At 61.0% G+C, this 15,709-nt stretch carries 18 protein-coding genes; 8 read left to right on the plus strand and 10 right to left on the minus strand.

Features of this window, described 5'->3' with window-relative positions; translation table 11 throughout:
• Positions 1 to 46: 46 nt before the first annotated feature.
• A complete protein-coding gene (locus tag FZZ92_RS08090) occupies positions 47 to 1,570 on the minus strand; it encodes a carboxypeptidase M32 (protein ID WP_226422974.1) in 1,524 nt (507 codons plus the stop codon).
• 62 nt (positions 1,571 to 1,632) lie between these two features.
• Between FZZ92_RS08090 and FZZ92_RS13140 the strand changes: the two genes are divergently transcribed.
• Complete coding sequence (locus tag FZZ92_RS13140) at positions 1,633 to 1,761, plus strand: hypothetical protein (protein ID WP_255614175.1); 129 nt, start codon at positions 1,633 to 1,635, stop codon at positions 1,759 to 1,761.
• A gap of 5 nt (positions 1,762 to 1,766) precedes the next feature.
• On the opposite strand, the gene FZZ92_RS08095 is transcribed toward FZZ92_RS13140, so the two are convergent.
• Positions 1,767 to 2,174, minus strand: coding sequence for a thiol-disulfide oxidoreductase DCC family protein (locus FZZ92_RS08095; RefSeq protein ID WP_226422975.1), 408 nt, complete (start codon positions 2,172 to 2,174; stop codon positions 1,767 to 1,769).
• On the opposite strand from FZZ92_RS08095, the gene FZZ92_RS08100 reads away from it, so the two are divergent.
• The 4 genes from FZZ92_RS08100 (at position 2,173) to FZZ92_RS08115 (ending at position 4,737) form a co-directional block, all read left to right on the plus strand.
• Positions 2,173 to 2,844 (plus strand): secondary thiamine-phosphate synthase enzyme YjbQ, encoded by a 672-nt coding sequence (locus FZZ92_RS08100; protein WP_255614177.1) that lies wholly within the window; start codon positions 2,173 to 2,175, stop codon positions 2,842 to 2,844. The two genes, FZZ92_RS08095 and FZZ92_RS08100, sit on opposite strands and share 2 nt — an antisense overlap.
• Before the next feature lie 264 nt (positions 2,845 to 3,108).
• Positions 3,109 to 3,399, plus strand: coding sequence for a 4a-hydroxytetrahydrobiopterin dehydratase (locus tag FZZ92_RS08105; protein WP_115023999.1), 291 nt, complete (start codon positions 3,109 to 3,111; stop codon positions 3,397 to 3,399).
• 19 nt (positions 3,400 to 3,418) lie between these two features.
• Entirely contained in the window at positions 3,419 to 4,537 is a 1,119-nt protein-coding gene (locus FZZ92_RS08110) for a GTP-binding protein (RefSeq protein WP_226398267.1), read from the plus strand.
• Positions 4,538 to 4,554: 17 nt separating this feature from the next.
• On the plus strand, positions 4,555 to 4,737 hold the full coding sequence (locus FZZ92_RS08115; protein ID WP_115024002.1) for a hypothetical protein: 183 nt from the start codon (positions 4,555 to 4,557) through the stop codon (positions 4,735 to 4,737).
• 87 nt (positions 4,738 to 4,824) lie between these two features.
• Here FZZ92_RS08115 and FZZ92_RS08120 read toward each other — a convergent pair whose 3' ends face one another.
• Positions 4,825 to 5,892 (minus strand): ABC transporter ATP-binding protein, encoded by a 1,068-nt coding sequence (locus tag FZZ92_RS08120; protein ID WP_115024339.1) that lies wholly within the window; start codon positions 5,890 to 5,892, stop codon positions 4,825 to 4,827.
• 246 nt (positions 5,893 to 6,138) lie between these two features.
• On the opposite strand from FZZ92_RS08120, the gene FZZ92_RS08125 reads away from it, so the two are divergent.
• Positions 6,139 to 7,707, plus strand: a complete 1,569-nt coding sequence (locus tag FZZ92_RS08125) for an iron ABC transporter permease (protein WP_226422976.1) — start codon at positions 6,139 to 6,141, stop codon at positions 7,705 to 7,707.
• On the opposite strand, the gene FZZ92_RS08130 is transcribed toward FZZ92_RS08125, so the two are convergent.
• The 5 genes from FZZ92_RS08130 to FZZ92_RS08150 are packed head-to-tail and all read right to left on the minus strand — an operon-like array spanning position 7,684 to position 12,076.
• On the minus strand, positions 7,684 to 8,655 hold the full coding sequence (locus FZZ92_RS08130) for a metallophosphoesterase (protein ID WP_115024341.1): 972 nt from the start codon (positions 8,653 to 8,655) through the stop codon (positions 7,684 to 7,686). The genes FZZ92_RS08125 and FZZ92_RS08130 overlap by 24 nt on opposite strands.
• 34 nt (positions 8,656 to 8,689) lie before the next feature.
• Positions 8,690 to 9,604 (minus strand): lysylphosphatidylglycerol synthase domain-containing protein, encoded by a 915-nt coding sequence (locus FZZ92_RS08135; RefSeq protein WP_115024004.1) that lies wholly within the window; start codon positions 9,602 to 9,604, stop codon positions 8,690 to 8,692.
• The gene (gene larC, locus FZZ92_RS08140; RefSeq protein ID WP_226422978.1) at positions 9,604 to 10,812 is read right to left on the minus strand and encodes a nickel pincer cofactor biosynthesis protein LarC; all 1,209 of its coding nucleotides are present in this window, start codon (positions 10,810 to 10,812) and stop codon (positions 9,604 to 9,606) included. The genes FZZ92_RS08135 and larC overlap by 1 nt, the downstream gene beginning before the upstream one ends.
• Positions 10,809 to 11,456 (minus strand): hypothetical protein, encoded by a 648-nt coding sequence (locus FZZ92_RS08145; protein WP_226398271.1) that lies wholly within the window; start codon positions 11,454 to 11,456, stop codon positions 10,809 to 10,811. Before FZZ92_RS08145 ends, larC begins: the two co-directional genes overlap by 4 nt.
• Positions 11,456 to 12,076 (minus strand): hypothetical protein, encoded by a 621-nt coding sequence (locus FZZ92_RS08150; protein ID WP_226422979.1) that lies wholly within the window; start codon positions 12,074 to 12,076, stop codon positions 11,456 to 11,458. Before FZZ92_RS08150 ends, FZZ92_RS08145 begins: the two co-directional genes overlap by 1 nt.
• Positions 12,077 to 12,169: 93 nt before the next feature.
• On the opposite strand from FZZ92_RS08150, the gene FZZ92_RS08155 reads away from it, so the two are divergent.
• Positions 12,170 to 12,982 (plus strand): tetratricopeptide repeat protein, encoded by an 813-nt coding sequence (locus tag FZZ92_RS08155; RefSeq protein WP_226422980.1) that lies wholly within the window; start codon positions 12,170 to 12,172, stop codon positions 12,980 to 12,982.
• On the opposite strand, the gene FZZ92_RS08160 is transcribed toward FZZ92_RS08155, so the two are convergent.
• Positions 12,948 to 13,232, minus strand: a complete 285-nt coding sequence (locus FZZ92_RS08160; RefSeq protein WP_115024011.1) for a hypothetical protein — start codon at positions 13,230 to 13,232, stop codon at positions 12,948 to 12,950. The genes FZZ92_RS08155 and FZZ92_RS08160 overlap by 35 nt on opposite strands.
• 55 nt (positions 13,233 to 13,287) lie before the next feature.
• On the opposite strand from FZZ92_RS08160, the gene xth reads away from it, so the two are divergent.
• A complete protein-coding gene (xth, locus tag FZZ92_RS08165) occupies positions 13,288 to 14,118 on the plus strand; it encodes an exodeoxyribonuclease III (protein WP_226398339.1) in 831 nt (276 codons plus the stop codon).
• 6 nt (positions 14,119 to 14,124) lie between these two features.
• Here xth and FZZ92_RS08170 read toward each other — a convergent pair whose 3' ends face one another.
• Complete coding sequence (locus FZZ92_RS08170; RefSeq protein ID WP_226398340.1) at positions 14,125 to 15,576, minus strand: FAD-linked oxidase C-terminal domain-containing protein; 1,452 nt, start codon at positions 15,574 to 15,576, stop codon at positions 14,125 to 14,127.
• Positions 15,577 to 15,709: the final 133 nt, after the last annotated feature.

Below are 15,709 nucleotides of genomic sequence, written 5' to 3' on the forward strand. Positions count from 1 at the left end.
AACGGCGATGGACAGCGCGGCGCATCCTACGGGCCGCCTCGGCCAATCAAACCTGTAGAGGCTGGGACGCCTGGTGCAAGCGATCAAGTTTGCTCTCCAAATAGCCAAGGAAGGCTTCGGTGCTCAAGGGGCGACCGCTGACTTTTTCAACCAATTGCTCCGCATTCACACTGCGTCCCAGCGGGTGCACGTGCTCACGGAGCCAATCCAGTAGGGGCGTGACATCACCGCGATGCACATGGTCTTCTGGAGCACCGATGGCCTCCGTCATCGCTTCACTCAATTGCGCACTAATCAGGTGCCCCAACAGGTACGACGGGAAATAGCCAAACAGGCCTTCGCTCCAATGCACATCCTGAAGACATCCCTCCGCATCATTCATGGGGCGAACCCCCAAGAGCTCCCCATAACGCGTGTTCCACTCGCCGGGAAGATCCTTCACAGCCAAGCCCTTCTCGAGCAATGCGATCTCGAGATCAGTGCGGATCAGGATGTGTAAGCCGTAGCTGAGTTCATCAGCTTCAACGCGGTTCAAGCCGGGCGAGATGGGATTCATGGCCTGCCACATGTCCTGGGCACAGGTGAAGGGAGCTCCAGCCTGAGCAAAACGGGTCCACCACTGCTCCGCGAACGGACGACTCCGGGCAACGCGGTTCTCCCAGAACAACGACTGACTTTCATGAACGGCCATCGAGGTGGCCTGACCCAGCGGCCAGGCAAACCACTGATGGCTCTGGTCCGGGAGCCCTTGTTCATAGAGGGAGTGTCCCCATTCATGGGCGGTGGCCAGGAAGCACGACAACGGCTGACCTGGCACCACACGCGTGGTGATCCTGTAATCCGCGGGTCCCAACGTGATGGAGAAGGGGTGGGGAGAGCGGGCCATACAGGTGATGGCGGAGTTGCGGCCCCAGGCCTGCAGGAGCGCGTCACAGAGATGCTGCTGGCTCGACTCCTCGAGATCCCAGTCCGCTGATCGTGGGCGTGGGCGGGTGGATGCCTGAGCGACCAATTGCGGCAACCGTTGCCTTAACGGAGCAAACAGAGCCTCGAGACGCTCAAGCCGAAGGTCCGGTTCGAAGGGTTGAGCCAGGGTTTCCCAGCACGATCGAAGCTCGTCCAGCTGGTTGGCCTGCTCCTGGCGCAGGTCAATCAACGTCTGAAGCGCCGGTGCAAAAAGACTGAAATCAGACGCTGCTCGAGCCTGCTGCCACAGGTTGTACCCCTTGGCTTTGGCCGTCGCCAATGCAGCGACCAGGGCTGGATCGAGAGCCTGCTGCCTGCACAGGTCCTGCTCCAGCAAATCCAAATTGCGGCCCTGTTCGGGGCATCGTTCACCGGAGTTCCAATGCTCACGAGCTACGGCCAGCAGATCCGCATAGGCCGCGGAGCTCTGACGTGCATGAAGCTGGGTCGCCAGAAGCGTGAGCTGCTCACCTCGCCAGGGTGCACCACCAGAGGGCATGCGGGTGTTCTGGTCCCAATACAGGGTGCTCTGAATCGAACCCAGCAGCTGTGTTTCACGCAAATGGGCTCCCAGCTGCCCCCAAGCCGTTGCGGCAGAAGCCATCTCGCTCTCCTTTCAATCAATTTAACGACCTTGGGGGTGGCATCGAAGCTGCGATGCAGGGCATGGTGAAGCAGTTCAGTCTTCCTGCATCGATGCGCCGACTGATGCTGCGCGCAGCCTTTGGGCTCGCCCTTCCCATGGCTCTTTGGCCGCTCAAACTGATCTATCGACAGCCATCGACCATCCCGTAAGCCGATCAGTTCAACTCACATCGGCCTCGGCACAGGGTCTCCAAATCCGCTCGCCCCGTGATCTGAAGCCGCCGGGACGCCCAAATCCCATAGATCCAATTGACCACGCCGCCGATCAACGGCCAGCGGGTCGGTGCATACAGCCACCCCAGACCAATCAGGCGGTACGCCTCGCGGAAGACGGCCACATCCCGGAGCACCTCACCGGAGCCCGCAATGGCATGAATGCGGCCCATGGCCTCCCGGTAGCTGATGCCGGCATGGGCCTCAGGGTCGTAATCCGCAGCATCGATATCGACAAATTCCAGCCGGCCCAGAGAGTCACGCCGCTGCAGAAAACGAACTTCACGCACGCACAACGGACAGCCCCCGTCAAAAAGCAGCGTCAGTTCGGGGGCAGAGGGACTGGCCATGGGGTCAGACGGAGCTGAAGCACGCAAAGTAAGAAGAGAACGCTATAGAGCGGTGGGAGTTCAGCAGATCCTGCATCAGATCTCAGTCCAAACCCCTGGGAAGGGCTTCACCCGTCTGGACGGTCGGTTGAACACCTGGATCCGCAACACAGGCCTTGACCAGGGCGTACTGCACCTCACGTGCCTGCACACGAGCGCAAGCCTCACGATCAACGAGAACGCTGATCCACGGGTTCTGCAAGACCTTGATGCATGGATGGCGGATGCCGTTCCAGAACACCGCCGGTATCTCCATGACGACGAAGGAGCGGATGACATGCCGGCCCATATCCGAACAGCACTCACCAGCCAGACCCTCAGCCTGAGCGTCAGTGGAGGACAGCTGCTGCTGGGCACCTGGCAAGCCGTGTACCTCTGGGAGCACCGCAGCGCTGCTCACAACAGAACGATCGCCTGCCACCTTTTCGGCGAACCATCCAGCGTCACGGCACCTCGTTCCACGACGCAGAACGCCTCAGCCAAGCCTCAAACCCTGTTGAGTCTTCGCAATGTGGAAAGAATCAATCAAGCCATTCAGGTACGACATGACCCCAATGCCTGGGAAACAGACAACGGCATCGATACAGACACCGATCTGATGATTGATCGATTGCATGACTTAAGTGATTGAGGATCAGCTCCATGACATTCGGACAGATTTGTCGGATTGTTGTCATCAGCGTTTTGATCGTCCTGTTCTGGTTTTGGATCGATCCAGCGTTTGCGGTCGTACTCGGAATCATTTCTATGGCGGTGCTGAGCGTTGCCAACCTCCATCCCAAGCCGCGTTGGGTCCGAAAATTTTGGGCTTATTGCATTGATCTGGGGCAGCACGACAGAGAGCTCCCTTAGGGGCCACGATCCCGCCACGATGGAGGGGTGAATCAGAGATCGCATGCCGATGGAACGTCTCGACGCCACCCAGATGTCGGCGCTCGCCACAGAACTACCCAACTGGAGAGTGCAGGGCGAACGGCTGCACCGCGATCTGCAATTCAAGAGCTTCGTGGAGGCGTTTGGATTCATGGCACAGGTGGCCCTACTGGCCGAATCCAAAAATCACCATCCGAACTGGAGCAATGTCTACAACCGCGTGTCGATCGATCTAACCACCCATGATCTCGGTGGGCTCAGCAGGCTCGATGTGGAACTGGCCACCGCAATCGACGGACTGTTGCCAGCATGAGTGCTGAGGGTCCTTGCGCATGACCACTGCACCAGCCACCTCCAACGTCCCCGTCACCATTCTCAGCGGCTTCCTCGGAGCAGGGAAGACCACGCTGCTGAACCACATCCTGACCAATCAGCAGGGGGTGAAGACTGCGGTGCTGGTGAACGAATTCGGCGAAATCGGAATCGACAACGATCTGATCGTCACCACCGATGAAGACATGGTGGAGCTAAGCAACGGTTGCATCTGCTGCTCGATCAACGACGAACTGATGGAGGCAGTGGAACGGGTCATGGAACGCCCTGAACCTCTCGACTACATCGTCGTCGAAACCACTGGTCTGGCCGATCCCCTGCCGGTTGCGATGACTTTTCTCGGCAGTGAACTGCGCGATCAGACCCGCCTTGATTCGATCATCACGTTGATCGATGCAGAAAACTTCGATGAAGTCGTGCTCGAGACGGAAGTTGGCCGAGCCCAGGTGATTTATGGCGACATCCTGCTGCTGAACAAGTGTGATCTCGTCTCCGAAGAGCGGCTTGAGGCCGTTGAGCAGAAACTCAGAGACGTCAAGAACGATGCCCGCATCCTGCGATCGGTGAAAGGGGATGTCCCCCTGGCCTTGCTGCTCAGTGTCGGCCTGTTCGAATCCGACAAGGTGAGTGCCCCCGCCGAGGATCCGAGCCTGAATCACAGCGACCACGACCACGAGCACGGTCATGGCCACAGTCATCACCACGACCACGGTCACGAACACGGGCACGACCATGGGCACGGGCACAATCATCACCACGACCACAGCCATCACCATGACCACAGCCATGGTGATCACGCGGACCATCAGGCGATCGAGGGATTCACCTCCGTGTCGTTCCAGAGTGATGGACCTTTCTCCTTGCGCAAGTTCCAGAACTTCCTCGACAACCAAATGCCCCAGGAGGTGTTCAGAGCCAAGGGAATCCTCTGGTTCAACGAAAGCGAACGACGCCATGTGTTCCATCTGGCAGGCAAACGGTTTTCGATCGACGACACCGACTGGACCGGTGATCGCAAGAACCAATTGGTGCTGATTGGCCGTGACATCGACCACAAGACCCTGCGGGAGCAACTCCAGGCTTGTGTGGCACCTGATGCGGGAAAAGGTTTCAGCTGATTCAGCAGAACCCATGAATGCTGCTTATTGTGCGTGCCATGGAAGACACCTCAATGGTCGAACCGCTGTTGCTCGGAACAGTCTTTGTTCTTGCAAGTTTGTTGTTGTGGCTTCTGGCTGACTCCGATGACGACAACGGTGGAGGCGGCCTGCGACAGCCTGTCCTTGTACCGATTCCTGTCCGTCATCACCAACGCTGAACACGTCGACAGCTCTTACTTAATCCCCCACTGAGATGGGGGATTTTTTATGGCAATGCGCGGCCACCGGTACGGCCGCTCCTCGGCTCAGCTCACGTCGGCATGCGGAAGCAACGTGACTCTGGCCCCATCCCGGAACGTGAGCCGGCAACGGGTTTGTGGAGGATGCTCCTGATCAATCGGACAGTGGGCACGCACCAATACATCGGCGATTCGGATTCGGTATTCCCATGCATCGCCCAGAAATTCACGCCCCAGAACACTGGCCTCTCCTTCGGCATCAGCGATGACATTGATGTCGTGAGGGTCTACCAGAACACAACAATCACCGGATGCTCGGCGGTCTGCCAACACCATGGGCTTCGCTTCATCCAGATCGCCCAGCAGACAGGACAACTGCCCTCGCTCCCGCGACTGAACGGGAATCAAGTTGCGTTGAAGCACGAAGGACCCCACAAACGGCGTCGCCGGTGATCGCACAATGTCTTGTGGAGAGGCGCATTGATGCAAAACGCCATCCCTCATGACAGCGACGCGATCGCAGATCGCCAAGGCTTCTCCCGGATCATGGGTGACGATCACGCCGCTGGCGCCACAGGCGTCCAGCACAGAAGCGAGCTCACTTCGCAGTCGCAGCCTCACCTCCACATCCAGACTGGAGAAGGGCTCATCCAGGAGCACAACCCTTGGAGCTGGGGCCAGGGCTCGCGCCAAGGCCAGCCGTTGACGCTGACCACCGGACAGCTGGTGCGGATAGCGCTGCTCCAATCCATGCAACCCCAGCAACTCAAACAGCCAGGCCACCCGCTCAGGGTTGGGGTGCCGCTGGGGCAGACCAAAACTGGCGTTCTGCCAGGCATTCAGATGAGGAAACAGCGCATAGTCCTGAAAGACCATGCCAACACCCCTGCGTTCTGGCTCCATCCATGCCCCTTCCCCAGCCACGGTGCGCTGGGCCAGCTTCACCGTGCCCCGCTGAGGGCGCTCAAAGCCAGCAATCAAGCGCAGGAGGGTGGTTTTACCGCAACCGGAGGGGCCGAGTAAACCCAGCAGCTCCCCTTGCGCCACTTGAAGATCGACCCCCTGAAGGGTCCAGCCCTCGGAAGCATTGCCGTAGCAATGCCAGACACCGTTCAACTCAACCGTCGGCTCCATCGGGAGCAGCTGTTCCACAGATCCAAGCAGCTTGGGAACGGACAGAGCATATGAGTGTGCCAAATGATCGATGCTGGTGTGCGTTTTGCACGTCCTGGGCTGACCAACCATCAACGCCTTGTCCGCCATCGGACGCACTGATCGCTGGGATGAATGGTTTGCTGATCGTCTGCCTGACCAACCCCCTTTATCGCCAGACTCATTCCAGGGCAATGTCGCAACGACGGTGTCCGGCCCATCGCTCAATTGACGTTGCTGACCAACCGGATTGTTCCAAGCCCGAGCCGGCTGGCCCTCTTTCTGCTCGCTTCGATCACAGCCCTGATTGCCATCTGGCCGGTGCTGACGTTGGTGCAGGAGGCCATCAAAACCCTGCAGAGCGGCTTCACCGATCTTGGCCCCGATGGGATGCGCCAGGTGCTGGGCACGATCAAGCTGCTCCTAGGAACAGCCACATTGGGCACCGTGCTGGGCACGACCAATGGATGGCTGCTGTGCAACTGCCGTTTTCCTGGCCGCCAATGGCTGCGGATTGCCCAGCTGATTCCGCTGGCAACACCGGCCTATCTGCTCTCAGCAACACTGATCGATCTGGGGAGTCGCCACAGCTGGACCATTCACGGCATGGGCTGGGGCATCACTGTCATGGCCTTGACCACCTACCCCTACGTGTTTCTGCTGAGCACAGAAAATTTCTCCGTCAGCGGCCGGCGTCAGCTGGAGGCGTGTCGCAGCCTGGGGGTCGGCCCGTGGTCAGCCTTCGGTCGCGTTGCCTTACCGATCGCTCTTCCCGCGATCGGGGCCGGTGTCGCCCTGATGGGGATGGAAGTTGTCAATGAGCTCGGTGCTGTTCAGCTCCTCGGGATACCAAGCCTCTCCGCGGGCATCCTCGAAACCTGGCAATCCGACGGCAATCCTTCTGGAGCCATCAGCTTGGCCTTGATCACGTTGGTGATCGTGCTGGGTTTGGTGATCTGTGAACGCAGCCTGCGCAGCCGCAGTCGGCGCTGGTGTGATGGGGTGGCCGGTGGAGATTCAACGGCCTGGCCCCTGAATGGAATACGGGCAGTGGTGGCTCAACTGCTGGCGATCATCCCTCCTGTGTTGAGCCTGGGAACCCCACTGCTGTGGGCCGCCACAAACCTGGATCAGCTCCAAAACGGCTGGAACGACGATCTGATCAGCCTGAGTGGGCGCAGTCTCCTACTGGCCCTGGCTGCCGCCGTTATGGCGGTTGCGGCAGCTCTGGTGCTGGCCATCGCCAAACGCTGGTCTGATGCCCGATGGCTGAAAAGCCTCACCTTCCTGGCGGGAACGGGCTACGCAATCCCCGGCACCGTTCTGGCTCTAGCCCTGCTGCTCACCGGAGCCCCCTGGCAGGTCGCCCCGTTGCTTCTGCTCCTATGGGGATACAGCGTCCGTTTTCTGGCAGTAGCAAAAGGGGGGTTAGACGCTGCACTCGAGCGGATCAGCCCAAGCCTCGATGAAGCGGCCACGGGGATGGGTTCCCCGTGGCAAAGCGTGCTCCAACGGGTGCACTTGCCTCTGCTGCGCGGGCCTATCACCGTCGGCTTGTTGCTGGTCTTTGTCGACACAGTGAAAGAGCTTCCCCTCACCTTTGCCCTGCGGCCGTTCGACTTCGACACCCTCTCAGTGCGGGTGTTCCAATACGCCGGCGATGAACGGTTGGCCGAAGCACTGTTGCCGGCCCTGATGATCCTCGTGCTGGGGCTGATCGCCGCAATGGCTCTGGTGCCGACGCTGGATCACGCCTCCAGCAGGGACGGGTCGTCATCCCCGCAGCAACCTCTCTGAGGAATTGCGCTGGAGCTCCCCGGCACGGGTGTTGAGACGGAGAGGGAGTGTCGACCAGGACAGCGGCTGTCCCGTTGAAACGGCATAGGTGGTTTCTTTGATGTCACCCCTCAACCCATCCATCTCCAACAACGTGAAGGTCTGCTGAGCTGAAGTTCCACCGTCCAGCAAGCGCCGGGGGCCACTGCCCAGCGCACCGAGCTGGATGAGATCGAGCTGGCCACGGCGACCGGAGAACCAAGCGTGATGGTGACCACTGATGTAGCCCTGCACTCCGGCGTTCTCCATCAGGGCCTGGAGCGCGCTCCCCCGGTCCAATACCTCACCAGGGCGATCCTTACCCTGACCAACACCGACCAGGGGCAGATGACCAACCACGAATCGTGCACGAGCGGTTTGTGCCTTCGTACTGGCCAACTGTTGTTGTGCCCAAACCAGCTGGTCCTCAGGAACACGGGCTGAGCTGGCATCCCAGACCAGCCAGAAGATCCCGTCCTGCAGCACCGTGTAGCGAAATGGGAACTGAGAGGCATCCACAAACGCCAATCCCAAGCGTGAACGGATCGGGGTCCAGAACCGGGAAACAGCGGCACGATCAGCCGGAAAACCCGGTGAACCGTCATGGTTCCCGATCGCCGGCAGCAGCGGGATGCCGGCCGTCTGAAGCAGCCGTAGAACCGACGTTTCGAACCCCCGCCACATCGCATCGAGCTGCAGCCCCGTGAGGCCTCGCATCTGGCCCGCGACCATGTCCCCTGCACACACGACCAGATCCGGCTGAAGGGCAATCAGCTGGTCCAGCCCCTGATGAACGGCAGGGATGTAGCTGGTGGCTCCATAACTGCTGTTGAGATCACTGATCAAGCCGACACGTAGCGCCGCCCGCCTGGCAGCGCTCAAGGGCAGGGCCACGGCACTGAGACCGGTGCCAAGCACCAGCTGCAGCATCCGGCGACGACTCAGCACCACAACAGCCAGGGGGTCAGCATGAACGTTTCAAACGTTGCTCCACCAGCCGATCCGCCACAAGTGCCGCGCTGGCAACAACATCCGCAAGGGTGGACAAGAGCCGATAACTGAGCACGACGGCCAGCAACTGCGCTTCCGGCACGGCAGGACCCAACCGAAGCAACAAGGTGGCTTCAAAGACCCCCAGACCACCAGGGGCACCGGGGACCACCAGCCCAACGGCATAGGCCAGTCCAAATGCTGCGAGCCAGGTGAATGGCGCCGGGCTGCGAATGCCAAAGGCCTGCACGCTGCACCAGAACCCGGCAAAGCGGCAGAGCACAAACAGCAGCTGAAGCGTGAGTGGCCACCAGGGGTAGCCGCCGCGACCGCTCCCCTCACTCTCCAGTGGCCCGCCGCCAGCGGACTGCAACTGCGCCGCCTTCGAACGCTCCAGCCGACGCAGGAGCGGCTCCCGCCACCGCGGAATCATCAGGAGCGCTGGCAAGGGAGCGAGCAGTGCGAGGCCCTGCTGCCATCCACCAGCAACCACAACAAGAACGGACGCCGCCACGATCAGGAGCGGATCAAGAATCACACCGGCCAGGGCCGGTCCACCGCCAATCACCGGGCGCAGCACCCGGACCCGCTCCACCAGATGCCAGATTCCACCTGGCAGGTACTTCAGCAGGTTGCTGCGCACAAAAAGCGGCACCACCGCGAGGCCTTGGGGAGGGTGCTTCAACCAGACCAGCAGGTCGCGCCAGGCCAGACCATTGATCAGGATGCTGAGCCAAGTCAGGCCCAGACCCAACAACAGCCACCACCAACCATTGGCCACCAGGCTCAGCTGGCGAAGCTGGTCAGCCTGCTGGGCCATGGCCACAGCGATGAAGACCAGGCTGGCCAGCGTGATCCAGAGCTTGGGTTGGCGAAGGATTTTGCCCATCAGGTCCAGTCTTCCGTGCTGACAAACGGTGCAGCAGCTGCGGCAGCCCTCAACTCATCAAGACCACACCCAGTGCTGGCCTGAAGAGCCTCCAGGGCATCAGCTTCGGCTTTGACAGTGCAACGACCATCCGGGCGCCGCACTTGTTTGGCGGCGAGGGGACCCCAGGGGGTGTCGAGCACACCATGGCGCCTCGGCAACACCCAGCGTCCCTGGCGCCGCTCCCGCAAACCAATGCTGCTGCCAGCACTGAGCCAAAGCCGGCGCATCTCGTCGGCATCACCATCCCGCACCAACGCAGTTATGGCCTGACCACTGCGGCCCTTTTTCATCAACAACGGCTGCACCGCCACATCAATCGCCCCCGCATCTCGCAACCGATTGGCCAATGCCGCAACCTCCTCAGGGGTGGCGTCATCAATCCAGGCTTCCTGAACGACCAGCGACTCCCAGCGGGGACCTGCAACTGCATCCACCGACGGGGTGTGGAGCACCAAGCGCACCAGGTTGGGGCGATCCAGCTGGCGATGGCCGAGGCCGACGCCGATTTTTTCGGCCACCAGAACATCAGGGGCCACAAAGCGATCCGCCAGCACCGACACCAAGGCCAGACCCGTGGGCGTCACCAATTCCCCGGTGGGCAGGTCACCACCCTGTAGAAGCGGAATGCGGTGACGACGCGCCAGTTCAAGCACTGCAGGAACGGGGACGGGCAACAGGCCATGGGCTGTTGACACCGTCCCGCTCCCGGCAGGCAACGGGGAACAGACCACCTCTCCCGGGGTGAGATCTTGCATCGCGGCACAGACCCCCACCACATCCACAAGGGCATCGATGGCCCCCACTTCATGGAAGTGAACGGCCTCCGCCGAGGTCCCATGCACCGTGGCTTCGGCTTCCGCCAGGCGGGTGAACACGGCAAGAACGGTTTGCTTCAGCGATGGAGCCAAGGCAGCTGCATGGATCTGATCGCGGATCTCCGACCAGTGGCGGTGGGGAGGCTGATCCTCGATCCCCTGCACATCAACGCGGATCCCCCGCAGTCCGCCGCTGCGCGCCTCGTGCTGGGTGAGGCGGTAGCGCCCTGCCAAACCGAGGGCCGCCAGGGGCGACTCCACAACGGCCTGATCCACACCGAGATCCAACAGGGCGGCAAGGAGCATGTCCCCCGCCAAACCCGTTGGCGCATCAATCCAGAGCGCGCTCATCGCCCCAGACGCGGGGCCGCCTCCAACAGCGCAACCGCCTCACGGTCAAGCGCCTGACGCTGCTGACGCAGTTGCTGCTCGATCTCCCGACGGGCCCGACGCTGCTCCCGCTGAGCGGTGGCAACGTCATGGCCGGACAGTCCCCAGAGCCGTCCCAGCAAAGCGCGGTCATCTGCACCACCACGGGCCTGACCGAAGACCACGGTCTCCGCCGCGATGCCGGCCTGGAGCACCCGGCTCCAACGCCGCAGATCCTCGAGGGGCATCCGAACACTATCCGGCACGGTGAACTCAGTGGCACCACTGCTGCGCAGCCCAGCACGCACACAGGCAAGGGTTCCAACCAGCACCTGCTGCACCGGAAGTTGCTCCTCTTCCGCAATCAGGACATGGCCCGCCTCATGCACCGCAATCCGACGCAGACGCTCCTGACCACCGGGCAAGGCTTCGGCCAGGATGTGGCCACCCATGCCCTGCCAGGTGGCGGCATCAACACTGAGAGTGACCAGAGCACCCCCAACAGCCACCACAATCCAAGCGGAGGACAGACCCAAGGCAGGGCCAAAGGCTCCGAGAACGGTGATGCCGGCAACAGCGACACCAGCGCGCAATACCCCCGTGGACCCCTGCCCCCCCTCCGCCATCAGCTCCGAACGCGGGAGGTGGCACGACCTCGGCCTCCCTTGGATTTGCCACCACGCGTCGGCATCGGGGCAATCACCTCGTGCTGTTCCAGATGAAGTTCCTGTCCCTGCCGGCGAAGGTCAAGGCTGACGAAGTGGCGCAGGTTTTCCATGGGAAGCTCACCCTTGATCTGGAGCTTGAAGGGGAGCGGCCGCTGGCCGTCAGCCCGGGCCTGCTGCCGCACCTTCACCACCATTTCGCCGGTCTCGGGCTTGGTGAAGATCAACTCCCCTCTGATGGAGAAGTAGTCGTCTCCCTCGGGCAAGGTATCTGAGGCGTCCGCTTGCTCCGGCGAAAGAGTGCTGGGTTCCCAGACACCAGCAATCTGAAGATGGAGATGATCACTTTCGCGGCTTCTGGGGTACACCACCCAGAGGTGCGGTTGATCCAAGGGCAGATGCCGCCGGATCAAGGTGAGCACTCGACCGAGCACGACGGTTTCCAGGGGGACCCCCTGGGCATCGGTCAACGTGCCGCGGGTGAGTTGGTCGGGATCGGTAGGGGCGTAGGTGCCCCGAACGAGACCGATGGCCCGGTACTGCAACGGCTCTGTGACCGGGGGAATCGGATGGGCGCGCATTGATCCAGATCCGGGTGGAGTTAAAAGCCCTTGTGAAGACTGTAGCCAGCCCACCGCAATCACCTCAGACTGAAATAGCTGATTGGTGATCGGATGCAGAGCCCGCGCCGGATCCTGTTGCTGCTGGTGTCCATGGTTGGAGCTGCACTGGTCGGTTGGATCGCTGCTGCCTCCATGGCCCCTGAAACCCGCGCCCGCGGAAGTCGTCTGGCTGAAGATCCTCAGGTCGAATCCCTGATGCAGCAACTCCAGCTCCAGGAGGAGCTCAGCGAGGCAGAACGTGTTCTCCTTCTGGAACGTTTGATTGCTCTGGAACGCCTTCAGGAAGCCGAAGTGGCGCTGCAACCGTGGATCACGGCTCGTTCTACCCCCCGCGAACTCACCTTGTTCAAAGCGGAGCTGCAACGCCTCAATGGCCAGCCCGAGGCAGCCCGACGCAGCCTCAATCAATTGATGCGCTTGCATCCGAATGATCCGCAGGTTTTGCAATTGCTGGTGCTGCTGGATCAGCAGCGGGGACGCCAAATTCAGGCCAAGACTGAACTCACCACCCGTTTCAAGAGCCTGGAACCGGGACAACGTCTGGAGATCGGTCTGCTTCTTGCCGATCTCTTACGTCAAAGCGGATCCCACCAGGAAGCGGTCAACCTGTATCGCCAACTGGCTGCAGAGGAGCCGAGCAACACAAGGCCCTTGCTGGCCCTTGCGCTGTTGCAGCAGGACAAAGGCCACACAAAGGATGTTGAAGATCTGCTGAAGCAAGCCCGCCAACGGCGGGATTCAAACGGACAGATCGATCCATTGATCGATGTTCTGGCAGGACGGCTCGGATTGAGCGCTGCACGCAATGCCGCCTCGGAACAACCTGGTCCTACGGCGATTCGGGCTGATTCTGAAAGGCCTTGAGGGCCTCATCAATGGCATCGGAAGGTGGCGTGGCGTCATCCATGGCCGTCGACCTCCGGATCCTGTTCATCAGATCCATGGGGTTAGCGGCGTCGAGAACGGAGCCGTTGTCATTGGTGTTTCCGTAAATCTCTCGTTCTTCGCGGTTCTGATAAGGCGCATCCACCTGGGCGTTTGCGCCAACAGGGATGGTCGCTGCGATCAGGCAGGGCAGAACAAGTTGTGCGACAGCCGCAAGACGGGAGGACATCAGCGGATTTCGGGGTGGGCTGATGCTAAGGGTCTTTTTCACCACCGGATCAACCGTGCAGATCGCCACCTGGAACGTGAATTCCGTTCGCACGCGACTAGATCAGGTGCTCAGTTGGCTGGAGAACGAGCAACCGGATCTTCTTTGTCTGCAGGAAACCAAGGTTGATGACCCGCTGTTTCCTTTGCAGGACTTCAAATCTGCTGGCTGGCACGTGCACATCCATGGCCAGAAGGCTTACAACGGCGTCGCCCTGATCAGCCGCGACCCCTTGGAGGATGTGCGCTGCGGATTCGTTGGGGAGCTCCCTGAAGAGGCTGAAGCTGCGGATCTCGGCGAACAGAAACGCGTGATCAGCGCACTGCTAAATGGCGTCCGCGTGCTCAACCTCTATGTGCCGAATGGATCAAGCCTGAAATCAGAGAAATATCCCTACAAGCTGACCTGGCTTGGTTGCCTCAAGCGTTACCTCGAGGCCCAGCAGGAGCGCGGCGAACCGCTGTGCATGGTCGGTGACTTCAACATCGGGCTTGAAGCACGCGACCTTCCCGACCCCGACCGACAAACCGGCGGCATCATGGCCAGCGATGCTGAACGCAGTGCTCTTCGTGCCGCCCTTGGGGAGCGTCTTCAGGACGTGTTCAGGGTCTTCGAGCCAGATTCCGGCCACTGGAGCTGGTGGGATTACCGCAGCGGCGCCTGGGACCGGGACCGCGGCTGGCGCATTGATCACATTTATCTCTGCGAGGAACTGCTGGGGCTCGCCCGGAGCTGCATCATTCACAAAGGCATGCGCGGCAACGTGCAACCCAGTGACCACGCACCGGTCAGCGTTGACCTCGATTGGCCTCCATCCGATGACGACAACGATGACCTGCTGTTCTGATGGCCGTCAGTAGAGCTCCACGCCTGCTGGCAGCGTGACCATGCGTTTGGCCGATTCCCCACAGGTGCGCGGCGTGGGCAGCACCTTGCCGGGATTGGCGCGGTTGTCGGGGTCGAAGGCAGAGCGCAACAGACCCATCGTCTCCAGATCATCCGGGCCGAACATCCAGTCGAGATAACAACGCTTGTCGGCCCCGACACCATGCTCACCGCTGATGCTGCCCCCGGCGTCGAGACACACCCGCAGGATGGCGGCACCGAGTTCCTTCACGCTCCGCTCCACATCGGGCTGATCCAGGGAATACAGGATCAATGGATGAAGGTTGCCATCACCCGCATGGAAAACATTGGCCACGGGCAGGCCGTGCTCCTGGCTGAGCCGTTCAATCGCGGCAAGCACCGACGGAAGGCTGCTGCGAGGCACCACACCGTCTTGCACGTAGTAGGTGGGCGTGATTTTGCCGACCGCTGAAAAGGCAGATTTACGCCCTTTCCAGAGCACAGCGCACTCCGTGGGGTCCTGGGCCCGACGCAGGCCACGGGCCCCCGCTGCCCGACACAGCTCATCGGCACGTTCTGCTGATGCCTGAACCTCAGCGTCCTGGCCATCCAGCTCAATCAACAGCACCGCTGCAGCGTCACGGGGGTACTCGTCGTAACCGAAAAAATCGTTCACGGCGTTGATGGTGACGTTATCCATGATTTCCATCCCGGCCGGCAGCAAACCGCTCGCGGTCACAGATCGCACCGCTTCCCCCGCAGCTTCCATCGTGGCGAAATCCGCCAACAGCACGTTCACGCACTCCGGCGCCCGGAGCAGGCGCAGGGTGATGGCCGTCGCGATGCCCAGCGTCCCTTCACTGCCGATGAAGGCACCACGTAGATCCAACTCGCAGGATTCCGCCAGCCCGTTACCCAGCTGGGTGGTTGTTCCGTCGGGCAACACCACTTCAAGCCCCAGCACGTGGTTGCTGGTCACGCCGTACTTGAGGCAGTGCACCCCTCCTGAATTTTCTGCCACGTTGCCGCCAATGCTGCAGACCACCTGACTGGACGGATCCGGGGCGTAATAGAACCCTTCACCCGCCACAGCCCGCGTCACCCAGCTGTTGATGACCCCAGGCTGAACCTTGACCCGCTGATTGGCTAAATCAAGCTCGAGCACCCGACGCATCCGACTGGTAACCACCAAGAGCGCTTGCTGATCCACCAGCGCTCCCCCCGAAAGGCCGGTACCGCTGCCGCGAGCCACGAATGGGACACCGTGTTGATGGCAGCACCGCAGGACGGCGGAGACCTGATCAGTGGTTTCTGGCAGCACCGCAAGGGGTGGGCAATGACGCTCAAGCGTCAGTCCGTCACAGTCGTAACTCAGCAGTTCCTGACGCTTCGCCACGATGGCCCGAGGGGGCAGACAGCGGCGCAGATCCCTCTCCAGAACTGACCAGTCGTGGCTCACAGCGATCTCGATCTGACCCAAGACTACGCATCAAAAAGCTTGCGAAGTGGGCAATTAAGAAACACAGCAAACAGAACTGGACGTTCCTGAGTCAGGATGTTGCACGGTTTGCATCAGCCCTTTGGCGTCGGTT

The sequence above is a fragment of the Synechococcus sp. MU1611 genome (assembly GCF_020514255.1).
Taxonomy (GTDB): Bacteria; Cyanobacteriota; Cyanobacteriia; order PCC-6307; family Cyanobiaceae; genus Parasynechococcus.

Bases quoted from the DNA above. Each gene is read 5' to 3' on its own strand.
- FZZ92_RS08090 (WP_226422974.1), bottom strand. From the start codon at position 1,570: ATGGCTTCTGCCGCAACGGCTTGGGGGCAGCTGGGAGCCCATTTGCGT.
- FZZ92_RS08160 (WP_115024011.1), bottom strand. From the start codon at position 13,232: ATGTCCTCCCGTCTTGCGGCTGTCGCACAACTTGTTCTGCCCTGCCTG.
- FZZ92_RS08115 (WP_115024002.1), top strand. From the start codon at position 4,555: ATGCTGCTTATTGTGCGTGCCATGGAAGACACCTCAATGGTCGAACCG.
- FZZ92_RS08110 (WP_226398267.1), top strand. From the start codon at position 3,419: ATGACCACTGCACCAGCCACCTCCAACGTCCCCGTCACCATTCTCAGC.
- FZZ92_RS08120 (WP_115024339.1), bottom strand. From the start codon at position 5,892: ATGGAGCCGACGGTTGAGTTGAACGGTGTCTGGCATTGCTACGGCAAT.
- FZZ92_RS08135 (WP_115024004.1), bottom strand. From the start codon at position 9,604: ATGGGCAAAATCCTTCGCCAACCCAAGCTCTGGATCACGCTGGCCAGC.
- FZZ92_RS08150 (WP_226422979.1), bottom strand. From the start codon at position 12,076: ATGCGCGCCCATCCGATTCCCCCGGTCACAGAGCCGTTGCAGTACCGG.
- larC (WP_226422978.1), bottom strand. From the start codon at position 10,812: ATGAGCGCGCTCTGGATTGATGCGCCAACGGGTTTGGCGGGGGACATG.
- FZZ92_RS08155 (WP_226422980.1), top strand. From the start codon at position 12,170: ATGCAGAGCCCGCGCCGGATCCTGTTGCTGCTGGTGTCCATGGTTGGA.
- FZZ92_RS08095 (WP_226422975.1), bottom strand. From the start codon at position 2,174: ATGGCCAGTCCCTCTGCCCCCGAACTGACGCTGCTTTTTGACGGGGGC.
- FZZ92_RS08100 (WP_255614177.1), top strand. From the start codon at position 2,173: ATGGGGTCAGACGGAGCTGAAGCACGCAAAGTAAGAAGAGAACGCTAT.
- FZZ92_RS08145 (WP_226398271.1), bottom strand. From the start codon at position 11,456: ATGGCGGAGGGGGGGCAGGGGTCCACGGGGGTATTGCGCGCTGGTGTC.
- FZZ92_RS13140 (WP_255614175.1), top strand. From the start codon at position 1,633: ATGGTGAAGCAGTTCAGTCTTCCTGCATCGATGCGCCGACTGATGCTG.
- FZZ92_RS08130 (WP_115024341.1), bottom strand. From the start codon at position 8,655: ATGCTGCAGCTGGTGCTTGGCACCGGTCTCAGTGCCGTGGCCCTGCCC.
- FZZ92_RS08105 (WP_115023999.1), top strand. From the start codon at position 3,109: ATGCCGATGGAACGTCTCGACGCCACCCAGATGTCGGCGCTCGCCACA.